At 71.9% G+C, this 21,761-nt stretch carries 22 protein-coding genes and 1 tRNA gene; 7 read left to right on the top strand and 16 right to left on the bottom strand.

What is annotated here, in order from left to right; genetic code table 11:
* Positions 1–42 precede the first annotated feature (42 nt).
* Positions 43–1,038 (top strand): SGNH/GDSL hydrolase family protein, encoded by a 996-nt coding sequence (locus tag B9B60_RS05395; RefSeq protein ID WP_072625342.1) that lies wholly within the window; start codon positions 43–45, stop codon positions 1,036–1,038.
* A 178-nt stretch (positions 1,039–1,216) separates the two neighbouring features.
* Here B9B60_RS05395 and B9B60_RS05390 read toward each other — a convergent pair whose 3' ends face one another.
* The 5 genes from B9B60_RS05390 to B9B60_RS05370 all read right to left on the bottom strand — a co-directional run bounded on the left by B9B60_RS05390 (position 1,217) and on the right by B9B60_RS05370 (position 5,983).
* Complete coding sequence (locus B9B60_RS05390) at positions 1,217–1,474, bottom strand: hypothetical protein (protein ID WP_143445447.1); 258 nt, start codon at positions 1,472–1,474, stop codon at positions 1,217–1,219.
* Positions 1,471–2,433, bottom strand: coding sequence for a Bax inhibitor-1/YccA family protein (locus B9B60_RS05385; protein ID WP_084450186.1), 963 nt, complete (start codon positions 2,431–2,433; stop codon positions 1,471–1,473). Before B9B60_RS05385 ends, B9B60_RS05390 begins: the two co-directional genes overlap by 4 nt.
* A 168-nt stretch (positions 2,434–2,601) precedes the next feature.
* Positions 2,602–3,783 carry a cystathionine gamma-synthase gene (locus B9B60_RS05380; protein ID WP_084450185.1) on the bottom strand — a complete coding sequence of 394 codons (1,182 nt, stop codon included), beginning with the start codon at positions 3,781–3,783 and terminating at the stop codon, positions 2,602–2,604.
* Between the two features lie 2 nt (positions 3,784–3,785).
* Complete coding sequence (locus B9B60_RS05375; protein WP_084450184.1) at positions 3,786–5,168, bottom strand: cystathionine beta-synthase; 1,383 nt, start codon at positions 5,166–5,168, stop codon at positions 3,786–3,788.
* 50 nt (positions 5,169–5,218) lie between these two features.
* Positions 5,219–5,983, bottom strand: a complete 765-nt coding sequence (locus B9B60_RS05370; protein WP_084450183.1) for a siderophore-interacting protein — start codon at positions 5,981–5,983, stop codon at positions 5,219–5,221.
* A gap of 103 nt (positions 5,984–6,086) precedes the next feature.
* Here B9B60_RS05370 and B9B60_RS05365 point away from each other — a divergent pair.
* Positions 6,087–6,163 (top strand) — tRNA-Leu (locus B9B60_RS05365).
* 4 nt (positions 6,164–6,167) lie between these two features.
* Here the strand turns inward: B9B60_RS05365 and B9B60_RS05360 are convergent.
* The 10 genes from B9B60_RS05360 to mfd all read right to left on the bottom strand — a co-directional run bounded on the left by B9B60_RS05360 (position 6,168) and on the right by mfd (position 16,897).
* On the bottom strand, positions 6,168–6,740 hold the full coding sequence (locus tag B9B60_RS05360) for a hypothetical protein (RefSeq protein WP_143445446.1): 573 nt from the start codon (positions 6,738–6,740) through the stop codon (positions 6,168–6,170).
* 162 nt (positions 6,741–6,902) lie between these two features.
* Complete coding sequence (locus B9B60_RS16820) at positions 6,903–7,217, bottom strand: hypothetical protein (RefSeq protein WP_143445445.1); 315 nt, start codon at positions 7,215–7,217, stop codon at positions 6,903–6,905.
* 79 nt (positions 7,218–7,296) lie between these two features.
* Complete coding sequence (locus B9B60_RS05355; protein ID WP_084450181.1) at positions 7,297–8,298, bottom strand: Ppx/GppA phosphatase family protein; 1,002 nt, start codon at positions 8,296–8,298, stop codon at positions 7,297–7,299.
* Positions 8,295–8,831 carry a DUF501 domain-containing protein gene (locus B9B60_RS05350; RefSeq protein ID WP_084450180.1) on the bottom strand — a complete coding sequence of 179 codons (537 nt, stop codon included), beginning with the start codon at positions 8,829–8,831 and terminating at the stop codon, positions 8,295–8,297. Before B9B60_RS05350 ends, B9B60_RS05355 begins: the two co-directional genes overlap by 4 nt.
* On the bottom strand, positions 8,828–9,364 hold the full coding sequence (locus tag B9B60_RS05345) for an FtsB family cell division protein (protein WP_084450179.1): 537 nt from the start codon (positions 9,362–9,364) through the stop codon (positions 8,828–8,830). Before B9B60_RS05345 ends, B9B60_RS05350 begins: the two co-directional genes overlap by 4 nt.
* An 8-nt stretch (positions 9,365–9,372) precedes the next feature.
* Positions 9,373–10,653, bottom strand: coding sequence for a phosphopyruvate hydratase (gene eno, locus B9B60_RS05340; RefSeq protein ID WP_084450178.1), 1,281 nt, complete (start codon positions 10,651–10,653; stop codon positions 9,373–9,375).
* A gap of 109 nt (positions 10,654–10,762) precedes the next feature.
* Positions 10,763–11,878: a GNAT family N-acetyltransferase gene (locus B9B60_RS17760; RefSeq protein ID WP_327078571.1), complete on the bottom strand. Its 1,116-nt coding sequence runs from the start codon at positions 11,876–11,878 to the stop codon at positions 10,763–10,765.
* 22 nt (positions 11,879–11,900) lie between these two features.
* Positions 11,901–12,668, bottom strand: coding sequence for a MazG nucleotide pyrophosphohydrolase domain-containing protein (locus B9B60_RS05325; protein WP_084450177.1), 768 nt, complete (start codon positions 12,666–12,668; stop codon positions 11,901–11,903).
* 2 nt (positions 12,669–12,670) lie between these two features.
* Positions 12,671–13,237 carry a SurA N-terminal domain-containing protein gene (locus tag B9B60_RS05320; protein WP_084450176.1) on the bottom strand — a complete coding sequence of 189 codons (567 nt, stop codon included), beginning with the start codon at positions 13,235–13,237 and terminating at the stop codon, positions 12,671–12,673.
* A gap of 21 nt (positions 13,238–13,258) precedes the next feature.
* Positions 13,259–16,897 (bottom strand): transcription-repair coupling factor, encoded by a 3,639-nt coding sequence (gene mfd / locus B9B60_RS05315; RefSeq protein ID WP_084450175.1) that lies wholly within the window; start codon positions 16,895–16,897, stop codon positions 13,259–13,261.
* Between the two features lie 135 nt (positions 16,898–17,032).
* Between mfd and B9B60_RS17675 the strand changes: the two genes are divergently transcribed.
* The 4 genes from B9B60_RS17675 to B9B60_RS17115 all read left to right on the top strand — a co-directional run bounded on the left by B9B60_RS17675 (position 17,033) and on the right by B9B60_RS17115 (position 20,429).
* Positions 17,033–19,078 (top strand): TPM domain-containing protein, encoded by a 2,046-nt coding sequence (locus tag B9B60_RS17675; protein ID WP_143445444.1) that lies wholly within the window; start codon positions 17,033–17,035, stop codon positions 19,076–19,078.
* A gap of 111 nt (positions 19,079–19,189) precedes the next feature.
* On the top strand, positions 19,190–19,906 hold the full coding sequence (locus B9B60_RS05305; RefSeq protein ID WP_072625357.1) for a PspA/IM30 family protein: 717 nt from the start codon (positions 19,190–19,192) through the stop codon (positions 19,904–19,906).
* Positions 19,907–19,908: 2 nt separating this feature from the next.
* Positions 19,909–20,094 (top strand): hypothetical protein, encoded by a 186-nt coding sequence (locus B9B60_RS05300; RefSeq protein WP_084450173.1) that lies wholly within the window; start codon positions 19,909–19,911, stop codon positions 20,092–20,094.
* Positions 20,095–20,264: 170 nt separating this feature from the next.
* Positions 20,265–20,429, top strand: coding sequence for a hypothetical protein (locus B9B60_RS17115; protein WP_159451154.1), 165 nt, complete (start codon positions 20,265–20,267; stop codon positions 20,427–20,429).
* Between the two features lie 45 nt (positions 20,430–20,474).
* Here the strand turns inward: B9B60_RS17115 and pth are convergent, their stop codons facing one another.
* Positions 20,475–21,065: an aminoacyl-tRNA hydrolase gene (pth, locus tag B9B60_RS05295; RefSeq protein WP_200811161.1), complete on the bottom strand. Its 591-nt coding sequence runs from the start codon at positions 21,063–21,065 to the stop codon at positions 20,475–20,477.
* A gap of 140 nt (positions 21,066–21,205) precedes the next feature.
* Here pth and B9B60_RS05290 point away from each other — a divergent pair, with 140 nt between their 5' ends.
* The gene (locus B9B60_RS05290; RefSeq protein ID WP_200811160.1) at positions 21,206–21,631 is read left to right on the top strand and encodes a hypothetical protein; all 426 of its coding nucleotides are present in this window, start codon (positions 21,206–21,208) and stop codon (positions 21,629–21,631) included.
* Positions 21,632–21,761: the final 130 nt, after the last annotated feature.

Raw genomic sequence — 21,761 nt, 5'->3', positions numbered from 1 at the left:
GATGACACAGTTGGGCCCACGACCGGGGACACGAGGAGAGCCATGGCAGAGCTGGGACGCATCGTCGGCAAGGCCGCGCTGGGTGCTGCCGGCACCGCCGCCGCCGGCGCCACGCTGGCCGGTCTCGGCTACGGGCTCATCCAGGCCGAGGCCAAGATCACCCGCAAGATCGTCGGCAACCCCTTCGACGGGGCGCCCGACGACGACGGGGTCTACGGCGCCGCTCCTGGCGAGCCGGTGCAGCTGCTCGTGCTCGGCGACTCGACCGCCGCGGGCATGGGCGCGGACAACCGCTTCCAGACGATCGGCGCGATCCTCGCGACCGGGCTCGCCGCGATCATGGGCCGCCCGGTGGAGCTGACCAACGAGGCCGTCGTCGGGGCCGAGTCCTCCGACCTGAGCTCCCAGCTGTCCAAGGCGCTCGAGCGCATCGACCAGCCCGATGTCGCGGTCATCCTCATCGGCGCCAACGACGTCACCCACCGCATCGACCGCTCGGTCTCGGTCCAGCACCTGCAGCGCACCGTGCGCTACCTGCGCACGCTCGGCGTCCCGGTCGTCGTGGGCACCTGCCCCGACCTCGGCACGGTCGAGCCGGTCCCCTTCCCGCTCAACAAGCTGCTGCGGCAGTGGAGCCGCGAGCTGGCCGCAGCACAGACCGTTGCGGCGGTCGAGGCCGGGGCGCGCACGGTGTCGATGGGTGACCTGCTCGGGCCCGAGTTCGCCGCCAGCCCGTCGATCATGTTCAGCCAAGACCGGTTCCACCCCTCCGCCGCGGGCTACGCGCGGGTCGCGTCGGCGCTGCTGCCGTCGGTGGCCGCCGAGGTCGACGCCTGGCCCGAGGGCGCCACCCGCGACTCCGAGCCCGAGGCGGCGCGCGGAGAGGGCATCGGTGCCCTCGACGACGCCGCCGAGCGGGCGGCCTCCTCCCCCGGTACCGAGGTCGGCCCCGCCGAGCTGCGCGGCCGCAGCCACGGCCCCCGCGGCCCGTGGGCGATGCTACGCCGCCGCGGCGAGCACGAGGTCACCGACGTCTGAGCCCGCCGCCCGGGCCCCTGATGTCCGTACTTCCTCAAGGGGATGCGCAGGCCAGGCTGCATTGCCCTACGGCAATGCGCAGGCCTGGCCTCTGACGTCCGCATTGCCCTACGGCAATGTGCAGGCCCGGCCACTGGTGTCCGCATTGCCGTAGGGCAATGCGGTCATGTGGGCGCGGTCAGGCCCAGGTGAGGCGAAGGGAGGCGAGCCGCTGCGCGAGGTGCGGGGACTCCCCTTCGGCCCGGCAGGCGTCGAAGACGACCACCCGCAGCTGGTCCATGACCACGGCCGGCCCGAGGTCGGGCAGGGGTTCGCCCGCGACGTCGGCCATCAGGTCGTGCACGCCCGCAACGCGCTCGGCCGCGCGGTCCAGCGGCAGCTGCTGCCACCTGCGGACCACGCGGCCGAGCTCGGTCGCGACGTCGTCGGGGATCAATCCGAGCGGAGCCGGGCCAGCAGGCGCAGCAGCTCGAGGTAGAGCCAGACGAGGGTGACGAGGAGTCCGATCGCCAGGTGCCAGCCGTAGCTGACCGGCGCCTGGGTGCGGATCGCCGTCTCGATGTTGTCGAAGTCGAGCGCCAGGGTGACCGCGGCCAGACCGGTGCCGAAGACCGAGATGCCGATGCCGAGCCAGCCCGTGCCACCGAAGCCGAAGGGCGAGCCGTCGAAGAAGATCATGTAGCCGAGGTTGATCATCGAGAAGACGAAGTAGCCCAAGACCATCATGCTGACGATGGCGCGGAACTTCTGCGTCACCTTGATGACACCCGTGCGGTAGAGGACGAGCATCGCGCCGAAGACGCAGAGCGTCGCGAGGATCGCCTGGGTGACGATGGACTCGAAGACGCTCGAGCCGACCGGGTCGTAGATCTGGTGGTAGAAGCCGCTGATCGGCCCGACGAAGGCGCCCTCGAGGACCGCGTAGAGGACCGCGACGACGACGCCGACCGGCTTGCGGCGGAACATCATGAACAGGCTCATGCCGATGGTGCCCACGAGGCCGACCATCATCATCAGGCTGCCGATCGCCGGGACCATCGCCGACAGGGTCCAACCGACCGCCGAGACGGCCAGCAGCACGGCGAAGAGCGCGCCGGTGCGCAGGAGGACGTCGTCGAGGGTGATCGGCCGGTTGTCGCCGCCACCGCCGCCGAAGCCACCGGCGGGCCCGGGCTGACCGTAGCCCGGCTGGGGCTGACCGTAGGGCTGGCCGTACTGCTGCGGCTGGCCGTACTGCTGGGGCTGGCCGTAGGGCTGGCCCTGCTGGGGCGCGTAGCCCTGGTTGCCGTAGGCCTGCTGGCCGTACTGCTGCTGGGGCGCCTGCCCCGTGTCACGGAAGCCGGCGTAGCCGTGCTGGGCGTCCTGCTCGACCCGGCCGAGGATCGGGTTGCTCATCGTCTGCTCCTGATGGGGCTGGCACGGCACGTCGGCCGCAGAGGTGTCACCAGACTAAGCGGTCGACATGAGGCTGGTGTTCCCGGATCCACAGGCCGTTGCCGGATCGCAAGGAGACGGCCGGCCGGGCCCGAGGGTCCCGACCGGCCGCCGTCGTGCGTGGAGAGGTCAGCCCAGCCCGTCGAGGGCCTGCTCGAGGTCGGCGAGCAGGTCGGAGACGTCCTCGATGCCGACCGACAGGCGCACCAGGTCGTCGGGCACCTCGAGCATCGAGCCTGCGGTCGACGCGTGGGTCATCGCCCCCGGGTGCTCGATGAGCGACTCGATGCCGCCGAGCGACTCGGCGAGGGTGAAGATTTCGGTCCGCGCGCACAGCTGCTGCGCGGCCTCACGCCCACGAGCCATGCGCACCGAGATCATGCCGCCGAAGCGGGACATCTGGCGGGCGGCGACCTCGTGGCCCGGGTGCTCGGGCAGCCCCGGGTAGAGGATCGAGGAGATCTCCGAGTGGCCCGCGAGCAGGTCGACGACCGCCTCAGCGTTGTCGCAGTGCCGGTCCATCCGCACGCCGAGCGTCTTGATCCCGCGCATCGTCAGGTAGGCGTCGAAGGGTCCGGGGACGCCTCCGGAGCCGTTCTGCAGGAAGGCGACGTCGACGTCGATCTGCTCGTCGTCGGTGACGAGCAGGCCACCGACGACGTCGCTGTGGCCGCCGAGGTACTTGGTGCTCGAGTGGAGCACCACGTCGGCGCCCCGCGTGAGCGGCTGCTGCAGGTAGGGACTGGCGAAGGTGTTGTCGACGACCAGCCGCGCCCCGCCCGCGTGGGCGACCTCGGCGACGGCCTCGATGTCGCCGATGTTGAGCAGCGGGTTGGTCGGCGTCTCGAGCCACACGAGCTTGGTCGTCGGGCGCATCGCGGCGCGGATCGCGTCGACGTTACCGACCGGCGCCGGCGTGTGCTCGATCCCCCACTGGGAGAAGACCTTGTCGATGAGCCGGAAGGTGCCGCCGTAGGCGTCGTCGGGGATGACGAGGTGGTCCCCCGGACGAAGGGAGGCCCGCAGGATCGCGTCGGTCGCGGCCATGCCGGAGGCGAAGGCACGACCGAAGGTGCCGGACTCGATGGACGCGGCATTGGCCTCGAGGGCCTGGCGGGTCGGGTTGCCGGTGCGGGCGTACTCGAAGCCGCCGCGCATGCCGCCGACGCCGTCCTGGGCGAAGGTCGAGCTGGCGTAGATCGGGACGTTGACCGCGCCGGTCAGCGGGTCGGGCTCGTAGCCGGCGTGGATCGCCCGGGTGGCGAACCCCTGGGTCGCGTGCGCGTCGGCCGCGCTCTTGCGCTCGGACATGGTCAGCCCTTCGCTCGGTGGGACAGGTGGCCCAGCAGGTCCTGCCGGGTGATGACGCCGAGGGGCTTGCCGCCCTCGACGACGAGCAGCGCGTCGGCCTGCTCGAGCGCCTCGGTCGCGGCCGAGACGGGCTCGGCGGCACCGATCTGCGGCAGCTTGGCGCCCATGTGCGCGCTCACCGGGTCGGCGAGCGAGGCGTGCCCCTCGAAGACGGCCGTGAGCAGCTCGCGCTCGGTGACCGCCCCGGCGACCTCGCCGATGACGACCGGCGGCTCAGCACCGACGACGGGCATCTGCGAGACGCCGTACTCGCGCAGGATGTCGATGGCCTCGCGGATCGTCTCGTTGGGGTGGGTGTGGACGAGGTCGGGCAGCTCGCCGCCCTTGCCACGCAGCACCTCGCCGACGGTGGCGTCACTCCCTTCGTCGCCGGGCAGGAAGCCGTAGGAGGCCATCCAGTCGTCGTCGAAGATCTTGGCCAGGTAGCCGCGGCCGCCGTCGGGCAGCAGGACGACGATCTTGGCGTCGGGGCCCTCCCGCTCGGCGACGCGCAGCGCGGCGACGACCGCCATGCCGCTCGAGCCACCGACGAGCAGCCCCTCCTCGCGGGCCAGGCGACGGGTCATGGCGAAGGCCTCGGCGTCGTCGACCGCGATGACCTCGTCGGGCACCTCCGGGTCGTAGGCCCCGGGCCACATGTCCTCGCCGACGCCCTCGACGAGGTAGGGGCGGCCGGTGCCGCCGGAGTAGACCGAGCCCTCGGGGTCGGCGCCGATGATCTTGACCCGGCCCTCGCTGATCTCCTTGAGGTAGCGACCGGTGCCCGTGATCGTGCCGCCGGTGCCGATGCCGGCGACGAGGTGGGTGATCTCGCCGTCGGTCTGCTCCCAGATCTCCGGACCGGTGCTCTCGTAGTGCGCCTGCGGCCCGTTGAGGTTGAAGAACTGGTTGGGCTTCCACGCCCCCTCGATCTCCGCCGTCAGCCGGTCACTCACCGAGTAGTAGCTGTCGGGGTGGTCGGGCGCGACGGAGGTCGGCACGATCTGCACCTCGGCGCCGTAGGCACGCAGCACGTCGATCTTGTCCTTGCCGACCTTGTCGGGGCAGACGAAGATGCAGCGGTAGCCGCGCTCCTGCGCGACGAGCGCCAGACCGACGCCGGTGTTGCCGGAGGTCGGCTCGACGATGGTCCCGCCGGGCTTCAGCTCGCCCGAGGCCTCGGCCGCCTCGATGAGCTTGCGGGCGATGCGGTCCTTGATGCTGCCGCCGGGGTTGAGGTACTCGACCTTGGCCGCGACGAGCCCGAACCCCTCGGGGGCAACGGAGGAGAGCCTGACCAGCGGGGTGTTGCCGATCAGGTCGGAGACGTTGTCTGCGATCTGCATGTCCGCATCGTGGCACGGATCACCAGCGGCCGACACCGCGCTCCGGTCCCCTAGTCGATCTGCCCGACCGGGGTGCGCTTCTCCGCCTGGAAGGCGTCCTCGGTGCGACCACGCGCCCAGTAGCCGGAGATCGAGATCGCCTCTCGGGCCACGCCGCGCTCCTTGAGGACGCGACGCACCGCCTTGATCGACTCGCGCTCCCCGTGGGCGAAGACCTGGACCCCGTCGCGCCACTCGACGCCGTCGACCGCACGGGCCAGGAAGTCGACGTCGTCCGTCGCCGGGTTGACGAGCCACTGCACGTCGATGTGCTCCGGAGCGCGAAGGGGGATGACGTCACCCCGGTCCTCCACCTCGAGCAGGGCGACGCCGCTCGCGTCGGCGGGCATCGCCTCGAGCGAGGCTGCGATGGCCGGCACGGCCGAGAGGTCACCGGCGAGCAGGTGCCAGCCGGCGTCCGGGTCGGGGGCGTAGCCGCTGCCGGGACCCGAGAGGACGATGCGGTCTCCCCCCTTCGCCTGCTGGGCCCAGGGACCCGCGTGGCCGACGTCGCCGTGCGTCACGAAGTCGATGGTCAGCAGGCGCGCCTCGCGGTCGACCGCACGCACGGTGTAGGTGCGGGTGATCGGGTCGCCATCGGCATCGGTGAAGCGCAACTTGACGTAGGCGTCGGTGTGCTCGGCCGCGCCGAAGTCCGCCAGCGAGTCACCGGTGAGGACGACGCGCACGAGGTGCGGGCCGACGCGCTCGGTGGAGACGACGGTGAGCTCGTGCTGGGGGCGCGGAGGGCGGGCGGGACGATCAGGAGAAGCCATGAACTGAGGCTACCCTTACCATATCCGGAGTCCGTCCCGGGGTACCGCTACGCTGTCCGGGCTGCCACGACCGGGACCGCCCGGCACCGGGGCAGCGACACAGGCGGGCGTAGGCCAACTGGCGAGCCGGGGAACTTAAAATTCCTGTCGAACGTGTGGGTTCGAATCCCACCGCCCGCACCCCTCACCCGAGGGCCGCACGCAGCTCCTCAACCGTCATCCCCTCGATCTTGCGGACCACCTCTGCGCCGGGCCCGTGCGCGTCGGCCCCGTGCAACTGCCCCTCGTCGTCGACGACGAACTGGCCCTGGGTCGAGGTGATCGTGAGAACCCGCTCGCGGGAGGTCTTGTCGAGGAACAGGACGGCGCACTGACCCACCTGTGCCGGGAGCAGCCCGTTGGTCCTCGGGACCCGCCCGTGGTCACGACCCGCCTGCCGCACCGTCACCTCTCCGGAGCTCGCGAGGTCTCCGTCCCCGTCAAGGACGGACTCGACCTCGACCGTCAGGTGCTCCATCTGGACCCCCTTGCCGTCCTCGCTGTCGGCGATGAGCTCGGCGTCCTGCGCCCGCAGGACGCGGCCGACGACGACGATTTCGGACTCGTCCGCGAGGTCCTCGAGTGACTCCGCGACGACGCGCTCGTCCGCGTCGACCTGGATGGTCTCCGCCGTGGACAGCTGCGACTGCCTGGATGTGGGACTACCGCAGGGCCCCTCGCCCCTGTCAGCGCTCGGCGTTGAACCACACGCCGTCACCGCAGCGACAGCGAAACCACAAGCGTAGGCCCTCACCATGGACACGATGACGCCCCCTTCTCAGTAATTGTTCGAGATGGATTCCTTGTCGTGCGCGTCGAAGTAGATCGATATGCCCAGTTGCCCTGCGTCGCCTGACTTCATCTCAGAGTCGGCTGAGTATCAATGCCCCAATCCAGCCCCGTGCCCGAACTCGTGAATTCCGGTCTTGCTCCGCTGGCGTCCCGAATCACTGGCACTGGCGATGTTGGCAGTGTCGTAACGAATGCGCGCTTCCTCGCACTTTCCGTCCGATCGAACTTCGATGCAGGCGTACTGGCCGAACCATGTCGAATCACAATCAGCATCCGACACCGCAACATCATCGATGCTCAGATCGCTCGTCAACCTTGTGTGAATCTCTGGGCGAGGATCTATGCCTTGCGAGCGAGCATGCCAAGCGGACCCATTACGGTCATCAAACGCGAAGCTGCCCACCCCATGGATTGACGCTAGGCCCGTGTCGAGCGAGAGGCAAGCCCCAAACTGAGTCTTCGGCATCCCCCGGGCCGTGCCGTCAGGCGGTCTCTTCCTCGACGACGACGGGCCGCACGACCGACTGCGCGATGCCGTCGAGGATGTCGTGCTCTGAGACGGTGACGACGAGGTCGGGGCCGTTGGCGCCGCGGGCCCGCTCGAGCACCTCCCACCAGATGAGGGCTCCGGCGCCGATGACGTCGACGCGCCCCGGGTGCATGAAGGGCTGGGCCGCGCGCTCGGCGCGCGTGCTGAGGATGAGCCGCTCGCAGGCGATCATCATCTCCTCGATCGGGATCCGCGCCAGGTGGATCGCCTGGCGGTCGTAGGAGGTCAGACCGAGAGCCAGGGCGGCGACCGTCGTCACCGATCCGGCGAGACCGACGACCGTCGTGACGCCCCCCAGACCGACCTCGGCCTCGGCCGCGTCGAGCGCCTCGGCGATGTCGTAGCGCGCGGCGTCGATGACCTCCTGGGTCGGAGGGTCGGTGCGGTGGTGCCGCTCGGTGAGGCGCACGCAGCCGATGTCGAGCGAGGTGCCGGCGATGACCTCGTGCGTGCCGCGGACGATCTCGGTCGAGCCGCCGCCGATGTCGGCGACGAGGTAGGGCCCGTCGAAGCCCGCGTCGGCCAGCCCCGCGGTCGCGCCGGCGAAGCTCAGCGCGGCCTCCTCGGCCCCGGTCACGACCTCAGGAGCGACGTCGAGGTCGCCGAAGGCATCGCGGACACCCGCCACGAACTCGTCGGCATTGCTCGCGTCGCGCGACGCCGAGGTGGCGACGAAGCGCACCCTGCCCACGGGCACGCCGTGCTCCCGGCACTGCTGCGCGTACTCGCGGCACATGCCGAGCGTGCGCTCGAGAGCCACCGGGTCGAGCATGCCGGTGCGGTCGACGCCCTGACCGAGGCGCACGACCTCGGTGCGCCTCAGCACCTCGGTGAGCACGGGTGTCGCCGCCTCGTTCTCGGGCGTGACCTCCGCGGCATCGGCGATGAGCAGGCGGATGGAGTTGGTGCCACAGTCGATCGCTGCGACCCTCATGCGTCGCTCCCTTCGTCCGCGCTGACGCACGGGCTGGCGTGCCACCACTCGGGCAGCAGGTCGAGGGCCTCGTCACCCAGGGGGTTGACCTCGGGCCCGGCGGCCAGTGAGTGGGCGACGAGCACGTGCAGACACTTGACGCGGGTCGGCATGCCGCCGGCCGAGATGCCGTCGATCTCGGGGACGTCACCGAGCTCCGCGCGCCGGGCGAGGTAGTCCTCGTGGGCCGCCCGGTAGCGCGCGGCGAGGTCCTCGTCCTCGAGCAGCCGCTGCGACATCTGCGCCATGAGCCCGCTGGACTCGAGCGTCGAGATCGGGCCGGTGAGGCGCGGGCACGTCGCGTAGTAGGTCGTGGGGAAGGGGGTGCCGCCCGGCAGGCGGGGCGCGGTGCGCAGCACCGTCGGGCCGCCGCACGGGCAGCGGTGGGCGACCTCCGCGGTGGCGCGCGCCGGGCGGCCGAGCTGGCGGTGAACGGTCTCGAGGTCCTGCGGGTCGACGCGGTCGAGGTCGTTGCCCAGGTCGTCGAAGCTCACTGCGCCGAGGTGGGGTCGTCGGCCGCGGCCACGGACGAGGCGACCTGCTCGTACCAGGGCTGCGTGGCCGGGGCGGTGACCGCACCGGTCTCGGGGTCGACCTCGGGGCTGTCGGCCTCGGGGTCGATGACCGTGTAGGTGCGCTCCCCCGGCTTGACGAACTTCAGCCGCTTGCGGGCCTGGGCCTCGACGTACTCGTCGGTCCCCCACAGGTCGCGCTGGCGCTCGAGGTCCTCGACATTGGCCTCCTGCGCGGCGACCTGCTCGTTGAGCTCGCCGAGACGCTGACGCTGGTCGTACCAAGACTTGCCGGTCGGCACGAGCATGACGCCCAGCAGCAGCATGAGCGAGCCGAGCACGACCCAGCGCCGGGTCGTCATCACGGCGCGGCGCTGCTGGGCCTCGCGGGTCGCCGGGCCCGAGCGGGTCCGGGGGCGGGCGCTCCCCCGGCCGGCCGGCCGGGTCGTGCTGGGTCGCCGGGCCGCGCCCGGCACGCCGGAGCGTGCGGGGCGGCGGCGCGGCGTACGAGCCATGACGGCGCTCAGCCCTTGAAGCGCGGGAAGGCGCCCGCGCCGGCGTAGACCGCGGCGTCGTCGAGCTCCTCCTCGATGCGCAGGAGCTGGTTGTACTTGGCGACGCGCTCGGAGCGGGCCGGGGCGCCGGTCTTGATCTGGCCGCAGTTGGTCGCGACGGCGAGGTCGGCGATGGTCACGTCCTCGGTCTCGCCGGAGCGGTGGCTCATCATCGAGGTGTAGCCGCTGCGGGTGGCCAGGGCGACGGCGTCCATCGTCTCGGTGAGCGAGCCGATCTGGTTGACCTTGACCAGCAGGGCGTTGGCCGCGCCGTCCTGGATGCCGCGGGCCAGACGCTCGGGGTTGGTGACGAAGAGGTCGTCACCGACGAGCTGGACCTTGTCGCCGAGCTGCGCGGTGAGCTCCTGCCAGCCGGCCCAGTCGTCCTCGTCGAGCGGATCCTCGATGGACACGAGCGGGTAAGCGTCGACGAGCTCGCCGTAGTAGGCCGCCATGTCCTTGGCGGTCTTCTTCTTGCCCTCGAAGGTGTACTTGCCCTTGTCGCAGAACTCGCTGGCGGCGACGTCGAGCGCGAGCGCGATCTGGGTACCGGGCTCGTAGCCGGCCTTCTTGATCGCGGTGATGATCAGGTCGAGCGCCTCGCGGTTGCTCTCGAGGTTGGGGGCGAAGCCGCCCTCGTCACCGAGGCCTGTCGACAGGCCCTTGTCCTTGAGCACGGCCTTGAGCGAGTGGTAGACCTCGGTGCCCCAGCGCAGCGCCTCGCGGAAGGAGGGCGCGCCGATCGGAGCGATCATGAACTCCTGGATGTCGACGTTGGAGTCCGCGTGGGAGCCGCCGTTGAGGATGTTCATCATCGGCACGGGCAGGACGTGGGCGTTGGGGCCGCCGACGTAGCGGAAGAGCGGCAGGCCAGCGGACTCGGCCGCCGCCTTGGCCACGGCGAGCGAGACGCCGAGGATCGCGTTGGCGCCGATCGTGCCCTTGTTGTCGGTGCCGTCGATGGCGAGCATCTCGCCGTCGACGAGGCGCTGCTCGCTGGCGTCGAAGCCGACGAGACGCGGGGTCAGGTCGTCCTCGATCGCGCGGACGGCGTCCTCGACGCCCTTGCCCAGGTAGCGCTTCTTGTCGCCGTCGCGACGCTCGACGGCCTCGAAGGCGCCGGTCGACGCACCGCTCGGCACCGCGGCGCGGGCGATGGTGCCGTCGTCGAGGGCGACCTCGACCTCGACGGTCGGGTTGCCGCGGGAGTCGAGGATCTCGCGGGCGCCAATTGCTTCGATGCTGGCCACTACCGGCTCCTTGGTGGTGCTCGATACACGGGGAAGGTCGCCACGAGCGTAACGGCTCGGCCACGGCGCTTCGCGCTGCGACCCACCCCATGGACCGGGCGAAGGGAGGTCAGCCCGCCGCGAGCAGGTCCGCCAACCGCCGCTGCTGGACCCCGCCGACGAAGTTGGCCGGCTCCAACCAGGCCTCGTGCGCTGCCCGGACCCGCGGCCAGTCGTCGAGCGTCAGGGCGAACCACGCGGTGTCGCGGGACCTCCCCTTCGTCACGACGTGACGGCGGAAGGTGCCCTCGTGGGCGAACCCGAGCCGCTCGGCGGCCCGGCGGGAGGGGGCGTTGAGGCTGTCGCACTTCCACTCGAGGCGGCGGTAGCCGAGGCCGAAGACGTGCCGCGCGAGCAGCGACATCGCCTCGGTCGCGGCGGTCGTACGCTGCAACCGCGGGCCGAGCACGACGTTGCCGATCTCGACCACGCCGTGGGCCCGGTCGATGCGCATGAGGCTCACCAGTCCGCAGGCGACCCCGTCGCCGTCGCGGACGAGCACCTCGACGGTGTCGCCGGCGAGCCGGCCGGCGACGTAGGCCACGACGTCGTCGGGGCGCTCCTCCTTGAGATAGGTCCACAGGGCGTCGTGATCGGGCCCGGCGACCTCGGGCGCGAGCTCGTCGGCGTGCTCGGGCGCAAGCGGCTCGACGGTGCACCAGCGACCGGTGGTCGCCGGCAGGTCGGGTCGCGGTGGCGGGGTCCAGGCGTCGACCGAGGGACCCACCGGCTGGTCGAAGGGAGTCAGCCGCACCTCGTCGCGGGAGGCGGGCGGCAGCACCGTCTGGCCGATCGGCCCGGGGTTGACCGCGATCTCCCAGCGGAAGCCGTCGGGGTCGGCGAAGTAGCCCGTGTACCCACCCCAGTCGCGCTGCTGCGCCGGGGCGACGTCGGGCGAGCCCGCCCCGCGCGCCAGCTCGAGGATCGCGTCGACGTCGTCGGGCCGGGTGACGTTGTGCGCCAAGGTGATCGGCGCCAGCCCCTCCCCACGACGAAGGGGGCCGACCTCCCCTTCGAACTCGGTGGCGTCCCACAGCGAGAGGATCAGGTGCTCGCCGACGCGGATCATCAGGACCTCGCCCGGCACGTCGAGCTCGGCCCGCCAACCGAGACCGTCGAGGTAGAAGCGGCGGCTCGCCGCGAGGTCGGCGACGGCGAGCGTGACGAAGCTGATCCGCTGGTCCATGCGCACGACCGTAAGTGTGATGTCAGGGGTGGCGGGCGGCCTGCGCCGCCTTTTCCTGCGCCTTGATCGCCTGCCACTGCGCCTCGATCTCCTCGAGGGTCTCGGCCCGCGCGTCACCGAAGACGTGCGGGTTGCGGCGCACGAGCTTGTCGACGAGGGCGGCGGCGACGTCGTCGACGGTGAAGGGCGCGCCGCCGTGGTCGGCGGCCACCCGGGCGTGGAAGAGCACCTGGAAGAGCAGGTCACCGAGCTCGTCGGTCAGCTCCTCGCGCAGACGCACGTCGTCGGGGTCGGCGATGACGGCCTCGAGCGCCTCGGTCACCTCGTGCGCCTCCTCCAGGACGAAGGGGGCCAGGCTCGCGTGGGTCTGCGCGGCCACCCAGGCGCACCCGTCCGGCGAGCGCAGCCGGTCCATGACGGCGACGGCGTCGAGCAGCCGGCCGCCCTCGACGTCCCACGAGCCGACGAGCACCTCGACCTCGGGCGCCTCGTCGAGCCGGGAGACCTCCGCGGCGATGGCATCGCTCAGGCCGGGGTCGCCGTCGGGCGAGCCGACCCACAGGACCGCTCCCCCGGACGTCGCGTCGACGAGCTCGCGGGCCCGCTCGTGGGGCGAGTCCGCCTCGATCCGCTCGACGGCGATGCCGTCGTCGACGAGCGCGAGCGGCAGCGCCTCGTCGGGGTCGGCCACGAGGACGCGGTCGGCGGACTCGATCGCCCGCCAGGCGTCGCGGCTGAGCAGCCCCGGCGAGACCCGTGGGCTCGTCGCGAGGAGGACCAGTCGCCGCACGATCAGGGCGTCTGCGGCTGGCCGGCGCCGGGCTGCTGCTGCGGCTCGGGCTGCTCGAGCCAGTCGGGCGACTCGCCGAGCGCCGACGCATAGCGCGGGCTGAGCTCGGCATCGGTCTCGGTGAGCAGCTGGCTCAGCTCCTGCTGGGCGCTCTCGTCGAGCTGGCTCGCGACGGCATTGGCCCGCAGGAAGTCGACCGTCGTGTCGGAGGGGTCGGGCACGGCGCTGCCGATCTCGCGGCGCATCGCCCCGGCGGACGGCACCTCGAGCCCCTCCTGCTCGGCGTAGTCGAGCACGGCGGGCGTCTGGACGAGATAGGTGACGACCGTCGAGGTCTCGAGCTGTTGGGGCTGCTGACCGGAGGCCTGCGCCTGGGCGGCCACGAAGGCGGTCAGCTCGCGGGTGCTGCGCTGGATGTCACCGACGGTGATCTCGGTGTCCCCGACCTTGGCCGCGAGGGCGGAGCTGCCCCCCTCGGCCGCAGCACCGTCGTCGGATCCGCCACAGCCGGTGAGGGCGAGCGCGGCGAGCGCAGCGAGGGCGAGGGGGCGGGAGTGGTGACCGAGCACGGGGGTCCTTTCGTCCGGTCCTCAGCGCGAGCGCGAGGTGTCTCGGGGCGCCGTCGCCCCTGGGTCCACGATGACATCATCGAGCATGACCTGACGCACCAGGTCGGTGGCCCACGACAGCACCGCCGTGTCGCGAAGGGGGCTGCCCCCGATGCGCGCGGTCATCGGCTTGGGCACGAGCACCGTCTGCGTGCCCTCCTTGTAGCTCGACTTCGGGTAGAGCCGGGCCAGGCGCAGCTGCTGGCTCTCGCGCAGCTGGGCCGGCGCGAAGCGCACGTTGTTGCCCTGGGCGACGACGTCGGTCAGGCCCGCGGTGCGCACGACGATCCGCAGACGGGCCACCTCGACGAGGTTGCGCACCGGCTCCGGCGGCTCGCCGTAGCGGTCGGTGAGCTCCTCGACGATCTCGGCGAGATCGGCCTCGGTCTCGGCGGACGCCAGCTTCTTGTAGGCCTCGAGACGCAGCCGCTCCCCCGGGACGTACTCGTGCGGCAGGTGGGCGTCGACGGGCAGCTCGATCTTGACCTCGGCGGGAGCGGACTCCCCTTCGCCCTTGAAGTCGGCGACCGCCTCGCCGACCATGCGCACGTAGAGGTCGAAGCCGACACCGGCGATGTGACCGGACTGCTCGCCGCCGAGCAGGTTGCCCGCGCCACGGATCTCGAGGTCCTTCATCGCGACCTGCATGCCGGCACCGAGGTCGGTGTTGCTCGCGATCGTCTGCAGCCGGTCGTGGGCGGTCTCGGTCAGCGGCTTGTCCGGCGGGTAGAGGAAGTAGGCGTAGGCCCGCTCGCGCCCGCGACCGACGCGACCACGCAGCTGGTGCAGCTGGCTCAGGCCGAAGCGGTCGGCCCGGTCGAGGATCAGCGTGTTGGCGTTGGAGATGTCCAGGCCGGTCTCGACGATCGTCGTGCAGACGAGGACGTCGAAGCGTCGCTCCCAGAAGTCGAGGACGACCTGCTCGAGCCGGTGCTCGCCCATCTTGCCGTGGGCGGTCTCGACGCGGGCCTCCGGCACGAGCTCACGGATGCGGGCGGCCGCGCGCTCGATCGTGCTGACGTTGTTGTGGACGTAGAAGACCTGCCCCTCGCGCATGAGCTCGCGGTGGATCGCCGCGGCCACCTGCTTCTCCTCGTAGCCGCCGACGAAGGTCAGGACCGGGTGCCGTTCCTCGGGCGGTGTGGCGAGAGTCGACATCTCGCGGATGCCGGTGACCGCCATCTCGAGGGTGCGCGGGATCGGCGTGGCCGACATGGCGAGCACGTCGACGTTGGTGCGCATCGCCTTGAGCTGCTCCTTGTGCTCGACGCCGAAGCGCTGCTCCTCGTCGATGATCACCAGACCGAGGTCCTTGAACTTCACCTCGTTGCCGAGGATCCGGTGGGTGCCGATGACGAGGTCGACCGCGCCGCTGGCCATCCCCTCGAGGACTTCCTTGGCCTGGGCATCGGTCTGGAAGCGGCTGAGCGACTTCACCGTCACGGGGAAGCCGGCGTAGCGCTCGGAGAAGGTGTTGAGGTGCTGCTGGACGAGCAGCGTCGTCGGCACGAGCACCGCGACCTGCTTGCCGTCCTGGATCGCCTTGAACGCGGCGCGCACGGCGATCTCGGTCTTGCCGTAGCCGACGTCGCCGCAGATGAGCCGGTCCATCGGGACCGTCTTTTCCATGTCGGCCTTGACCTCGTCGATCGTCCCGAGCTGGTCGGGGGTCTCGACGTGGGCGAAGGCGTCCTCGAGCTCGCGCTGCCACGGGGTGTCGGGCCCGAAGGCGTGACCGGGCGTGGCCATGCGCGCGCTGTAGAGGCGGATGAGCTCGCCGGCGATCTGGCGCACGTGCCGCTTGGCGCGCGACTTGGTCTTCTGCCAGTCGCTGCCGCCCATCTTGTTGAGGGCGGGCGCGTCGCCGCCGACGTAGCGGGTCACCTGGTCGAGCTGGTCGGTCGGGACGAAGAGCCGGTCGCCCGGGTGGCCCCGCCGCGAGGGGGCGTACTCGATGACGAGGTACTCGCGGGTCGCGCCCTGGACGGTGCGCTGGATCATCTCGACGAAGGACCCGACGCCGTGCTGCTCGTGGACGACGTGGTCGCCCGGGCGCAGCTGGAGCGGATCGACCTGCTTGCGCCGCCGCGAGGGCATGCGGCGCATGTCGCGGGTCGAGGCCCCGGCGCCGCTGGAGCCGAGGAGGTCGGCCTCGGTGAGCACGGCCAGGCGGTGCTCCGGGGCGACGAAGCCGGTGCCGAGGCTGGCGCGGGTGATCGCGACGACCCCCTCGGTCAGCTCGAGCGGGGCGTCGGGGCCGGACGTGCGCGTGGCCACCCCGGCCTCGCCGAGCACCTCGGCGACGCGGGTCACCAGACCGGCGCCGTCGGTGGCGACGACGACCCGCCAGCCCTCGCGGGTCCACTCGGACAGCTGGGCGACGGCCGCCTCGGTGTTGCCGCGGAAGTGCGGCGGCTCCTCGGCCGGCACCCGCAGCCCGACGTGGTCGTGGTCGACCCGGTCGTCCATCTCCGCCGCGATGGCCTCGAGCTCGGTGTCGACGGCGAAGGGGGTGATGCTCCACCACGGCAGGCCGAGGTCGAGCGCGTGCTCACGGGCCTGCGCCAGGGTCCAGTGGGAGGCGGTGCCGAGGACCCCCTCGAGGTCGATCGGGACGGAGTTGCCCGCCGCGGCATTGGCCCAGCTGGCCTGGAGGAACTCCTCGCTCGTCGAGACGAGGTCGTGGGCGCGAGCGCGCACACGCTCGGGGTCGACGAGGACGATGCCCGAACCCTCGGGCAGGACATCGAGCACGGACTCCATGCCGTCGACGAGTGCCGGGCCGAGGGACTCCATGCCCTCGACGGCGATGCCCTCGGCGACCTTGAGCAGCATGTCGGCGACGCCGGGCAGCTCCGCGGCGAGGTCGGCAGCGCGGCGCCGGACGGCGTCGGTGAGCAGGATCTCGCGGCAGGGCGGCGCCCAGAGCTCTTCGGTGGCCTCGAGGCTGCGCTGGTCGGCGACCTTGAACCAGCGGATCTCGTCGACCGTGTCGCCGAAGAGCTCGACCCGGACCGGGTGCTCCTCGGTCGGCGGGAAGACGTCGAGGATGCCGCCGCGCACGGCGAACTCGCCGCGACGCTCGACGAGGTCGGTGCGCACGTAGGCGGCGGCCGCGAGTGCCGCGGTGACCTCCTCGAGCGGCGCCTCGTCTCCGACGCGCAGCCGGACCGGCTCGAGGTCGGCCAGGCCCTTGGCGATCGGCTGGAGGACCGCCCGCACCGACGCCACGACGAAGCCGGGCAGTCCGTGGCCCTCGCCCGTGCTGTCGGGGTGGGCGAGCCGGCGCAGGACCGCCAGGCGTCGGCCGACGGTGTCGCTGCGCGGGCTGAGTCGCTCGTGGGGCAGCGTCTCCCAGCTGGGGAAGGTCGCGACCCGGTCGGCGCCGACGAGCTCGCCGAGGGCCGCGGCGACGTCGTCGGCCTCGCGCGCGGTCGAGGTGATGACCAGTCGCGGCGCGGCACCAGCGGTCTCGCCACCGACGATCGCCACGGCCGGTGCCCGCAGGCCGGTGGGTGCGACGATGTCGACGACGTCGCTGGAGTCGCGGTGTCGGGGGATGTCGGCGAGCCCCGGCAGGCCGGAGATCGCGCTCAGGAGCGGGGCGAGTGAGGAAGTCATGCTGGCGTCGATTCTGCCGCATCGCACCGACGGTCCACAGCGACGACCGGACCGGCCTCCCCTTCGCCTCCCGGGTGTGGCAACGTAACGACCCACAGCCGCCCGTCGGGGCGATGACACGCAGCAGGGGGCCACGTGGCGCAGACGAGTCGACGACACCACCCGATGATCGGGGTGCTCAGCCTGCTCGCCGCGCTCGGCGTCCTCCTGCTCGGCGGCACGAGCGCTGCCGCGCTCCCGGCCGACGCCCCCTTCAGCGTCGACGACCAGATCACCGACCGGGCCGGCGTCCTCTCCGACACCGACGGCCTCCAGTCCGACCTCGAGCGCCTGCAGGACGAAGAGGACCTGCAGCTCTTCGTCGTCTACGTCGATTCCTTCGACGGGCAGTCCGGCGAGGAGTGGACCCGCGAGACCTTCGAGACCTCGGGCATGGGCGGCAACGACGTCCTGCTCGCCGTGGCGGTGGAGGACCGCGCCTACGGCATGTGGACCACCGAGGACTCCGGCCTGAGCTCCGGGGGCCTGTCGGCCGTCCAGACACGCGACGTCGAGCCGCGGCTCGGCGACGACGACTGGTCCGGGGCCGTGTCCGCGGCCGTCCAGGGCCTGTCCCAGGACTACGCCCGGCAGCAGACCGACGACTCCGGGTCGAGCATCCTCCCGGGTGGCGGCTTCAACCCCTTCGGGTCCTTTTTCACCTTCTTCCTCCTCATCGTCCTGGCACCGATGGCGCTCAAGGTCGTCGGCATGCTCGTGTCGCGTCTCGGCAAGGACAAGCGGTCCACGACGCAGGCTCCCCCGATCAACCAGCCGGCCACGGTCATGCCGTCGGTGAGCACCGACCAGATGCGTCAGGACGTCTCCACCGCGCTCGTCGAGCTCGACAACGCCATCCGCTCCTCGGCCGAGGAGCTGGAGTTCGCCAAGGCGCAGTTCGGCGAGCAGGCGACGCGGCAGTTCACCGACGCGCTCACGGCCGCGCGCAGCCGGGCGGGTGAGGCCTTCCGCATCCAGCAGGAGCTCGACATCGCCCGCGGCGCAGGCAGGCTGGCCGACCCCGAGGAGCGGGCGCGACTGGCCCAGATCCTCGAGCTGACCCGCGCGGCCGACGAGGAGCTCGACGCGCAGGAGGAGGAGTTCACCCGGCTGCGCGACCTCGAGGCCAATGTCCCCACCTTCCTGTCGTCGCTGCGCACCCGCATCTCCGAGGTCGAGGCCCGCCTCCCCGTCGCTCGTCAGGAGCTCTCCGGCCTGTCCGCGACCCACCCCCACGACTCGCTCACCACCCTGTCGACCAACCTCGATCAGGCCCCGCGCCTCATCGAGGCGGCCAAGGGCTTCGTCGCCGCCGGTGAGCAGCACGTGCAGGCCGGTGAGCGCCCCGCTGCCGTCTCGGCGGCGCGGGCCGCCGAGGACGCCCTCGGTCAGGCCGACTCGCGCCTGGAGATGGTGCTGTCCGCGCGCGCCGTCCTCGCCGACGCGGTCACGGCCCTCGACGCCGCACTCGCTTCGATCTCCTCCGACCTCGTCGACGTCGACCGGCTCAAGGCCAACGACCAGGTGACGACCTCTGCCGTCGGCGAGGCCCGGCGCGCCGTCGACGTCGGCACCCGCGCGCGCTCCGGGGGCGACGTCCTCGGCGCCCTCGCGGGCCTCGAGCGCGCCGAGCACTACCTCGATCAGGCGCTCGAGCGCTACCGCAAGGACGCCGACCGCACGAGCGAGCGCACCGAGAAGTTCAACCGCCGCTACGAGCACGTCCGCGCCCGGATCGCCGTCGTCGAGCGGGAGATCAACGGCGCGCGCGGCATGCTCGACTCCGGTCCGCGCACCCTCATCGCCGAGGCCTCGCGCCTGCTCGCCGAGGCCCACGCCTCCCGCGAGAGCGACCTCGACCTCGCCTCCGAGCGGGTCAACCAGGCCGAGGCCTACGCGGAGCGCGCCTTCAACGCCGTGACCTCCTCCCGCCACGACGACTTCTCCGGGTTCGGTGGCTTCGGCGGCGGGCGCAACAACGGCATCGACATCGGCTCGCTCGTCCTCGGCGGCATCCTCTCCGGCGGGTTCAGCGGCCGGGGCGGTGGCTGGGGCGGCTCCTCCGGCGGCTTCGGCGGGGGCGGCTTCGGCGGCGGAGGCGGAGGCGGCGGAGGCGGCTTCGGCGGGGGTGGTCGCTTCTGACCGGCGGCACGTCCACCCCCTTCGCCCACCGGGTCCACGCGTGACCCCGCGACGACCACAGCAGATCCCGAGCACCACGACCGGCGGTCCCACCGCCAGGAGGACAGCACGATGACCCAGAAGCAGACCATCCTCGGCCGCGTCAGCCAGCTCGCCAAGGCCAACATCAACGCGCTGCTCGACCGCGCCGAGGACCCGGAAAAGATGCTCGACCAGCTCGTCCGGGACTACACCAACTCCATCGCCGAGGCCGAGGAGGCCGTCGCCCAGACGATCGCCCACGTGCGCATGGCCGAGGGCGACCTCAAGGCCGACCGCGAGGCCGCGACCGAGTGGGGCAACAAGGCCGCCGCCGCGGCCAAGAAGGCCGACGAGCTGACCGCCGCCGGCGACACCGCGGGTGCCGACAAGTTCACCAACCTCGCCCGCGTCGCCCTGCAGCGGCAGATCCAGCACGAGGGCGAGGCCAAGGAGGCCGAGCCGACGATCCAGGCGCAGAATGCGCAGGTCGAGCAGCTCAAGTCCGGTCTGGTGAGCATGAAGACCAAGCTCGAGGACCTCAAGGCGCGCCGCTCCGCGCTCGTGGCCCGGGCCCGCTCGGCCGAGGCGCAGGCGCGGGTGCAGCAGGCCGTCGGCTCGATCGACGTCATGGACCCCACGAGCGAGCTGGGGCGCTTCGAGGACCGCATCCGCCAGCAGGAGGCGCTCGTCCAGGGCCGCGCCGAGGCGCAGTCGGCCACTCTCGAGGACCAGTTCGCCGAGCTCGAGGACCACAGCCAGGACGCCGAGATCGAGGCGCGGCTCGCCGCGCTGCGCGGCCAGGCCTGACCATGTGGTGGCTGCTCGGCGGGCTCGCCGCCGTCGTCGCCGGCCTCGTCGCCGTGATCGCCCGACGGGGTGGGAGCATGACGCCGCCCCAGACCGACGGCGAGGACCCGGTCAAGGCCAACCGCGAGCGCTTCGACGGTGCGGGCACCGGGGGCGGCAGCATCGGTGGCGGTTTCGGGGTCGGCTGATCCGCGACGCTCCACCTGTCTGACGGACACACCTCGAGGTCCCCGCCCCGCACGAGCCCCACACTCGCGCGGGGCGGGGATCATCGCGTTCGGCCACCCACGCGGCCCGCGGTGCCTCTAGGCTTCAGGTCACGGCGCGGACCCTCCGCGCGGCGAAGGGAGACGAGACCATGTGGTGGATCATCGGAGGCATCGGTGTCGTCGCCGGCGTGTGCGCCGCCGTCATCTCCCGTCGCGGTGGGTCGATGGACCGCACCGACATCGACGGCCACGGCATGGGCGCCGCCCACGCCATCAGCACCCGCAACGACGGCGGCGGCACCGCGGGCTCCTGACCTGGGGTGGTGTCCTCCCGTGGCCGCTCCCCCGTCCCGTCACGCTCAGGGGCGCGGCGCGTGCACGACCTGCTGGGCGTCGGTCAGGCCCTTGGCGATGACCAGCTCGACCGCGTCGGCGGCGTCGTCGACGAGGAAGGGCAGCTCCTTGCGCTCGGTCGACGAGAAGTCCTTGAGCACGTAGTCCGCGGCGTCCATGCGTCCCGGGGGCCGGCCGATGCCGACGCGCACCCGCAGGTAGTCCTTGGTGCCGAAGGAGCTGGAGATCGACCGGAGACCGTTGTGCCCCCCTTCGCCCCCGCCGAGCTTGAGCCGCACCTCGCCGAAGGGGATGTCGAGCTCGTCGTGCACGACGATCGTGCGCGCCGGCGGGACGGAGAAGAACCCGGCGAGCGCCTTGGTCGGGCCGCCGGAGAGGTTCATGTAGGAGCTCGGGACGGCGATGATCGCGCGGTCTCCGGGCGGGGGGCCGAGTCGGACCGACTCCGCCGCGGCGCCCGCCTTGTGCTTGCGCAGCCGCGCCCCTGCCCGCTCGGCGAGGTGCTCGATGACCATCGCGCCGACGTTGTGCCGGTTGCCGGCGTACTGCGGGCCGGGGTTGCCGAGACCGACCACGAGCCAGGTGTCATCACTCACGAGGCCCCACCCTATGCAATGCCGAAGGGGGCGCCCGTCACCTCGTCGTCCACAGCCCCGCCCAGCACGGCCTGCCGAGATCGGCGCCCGGTGGCAGGGTGATCGTAGGCGGTGAAGGGCACCGCCGGAAGGGGATACACGTGACCAACCTGCCGACCCGCTTCCAGGACGGTTCCTCCGACATTGGCCCCGGCGCCCCTGGCCACTCACGGCTCATGCGACGTGTCCGCACCGTCAGGTCGTTCCTGCAGGGGGTGGGGGCGCGCCTCGACCGCAGCACCGCCCCGGTCACTGCCGCCTCGGTGGCCCAGCTCCGCGAGGCCGCGCAGCTCGCCGACCAGGCCAACACCCTGCTCGAGTCAGATCCCGATTCCGCCGCTGCGATCGGCACACTGCTCGACCGGGCCCTGGTGATCGGACGCAAGGTGGACCGGGACATCGACCCGATGACGCTCGAGGTCCCCGAGTGGGACACCGGAATCGGCCCCGGACCGGCCTTCCAGGAGGAGGACTGGTTCTCCGAGCTCCTCAACGCTCTGGGCAACAGCTACGGCGGGGACTGCTGAGAGGCACCGCGACGGCTCGTCGTGCGGGACCGGGGCGGCCGCCTCTGGCCCGGACACGACGAAGGGGGCGGGACCTCCGTGGTGGAGATCCCGCCCCCTTCGAGACGGCGCTGGCGCGCCTCCTCAGGGC

The organism is Janibacter indicus, assembly GCF_900176385.1.
In the GTDB taxonomy this organism is placed as follows: domain Bacteria; phylum Actinomycetota; class Actinomycetes; order Actinomycetales; family Dermatophilaceae; genus Janibacter; species Janibacter indicus.
This window is presented reverse-complemented; position numbering and strand designations above follow the sequence as displayed.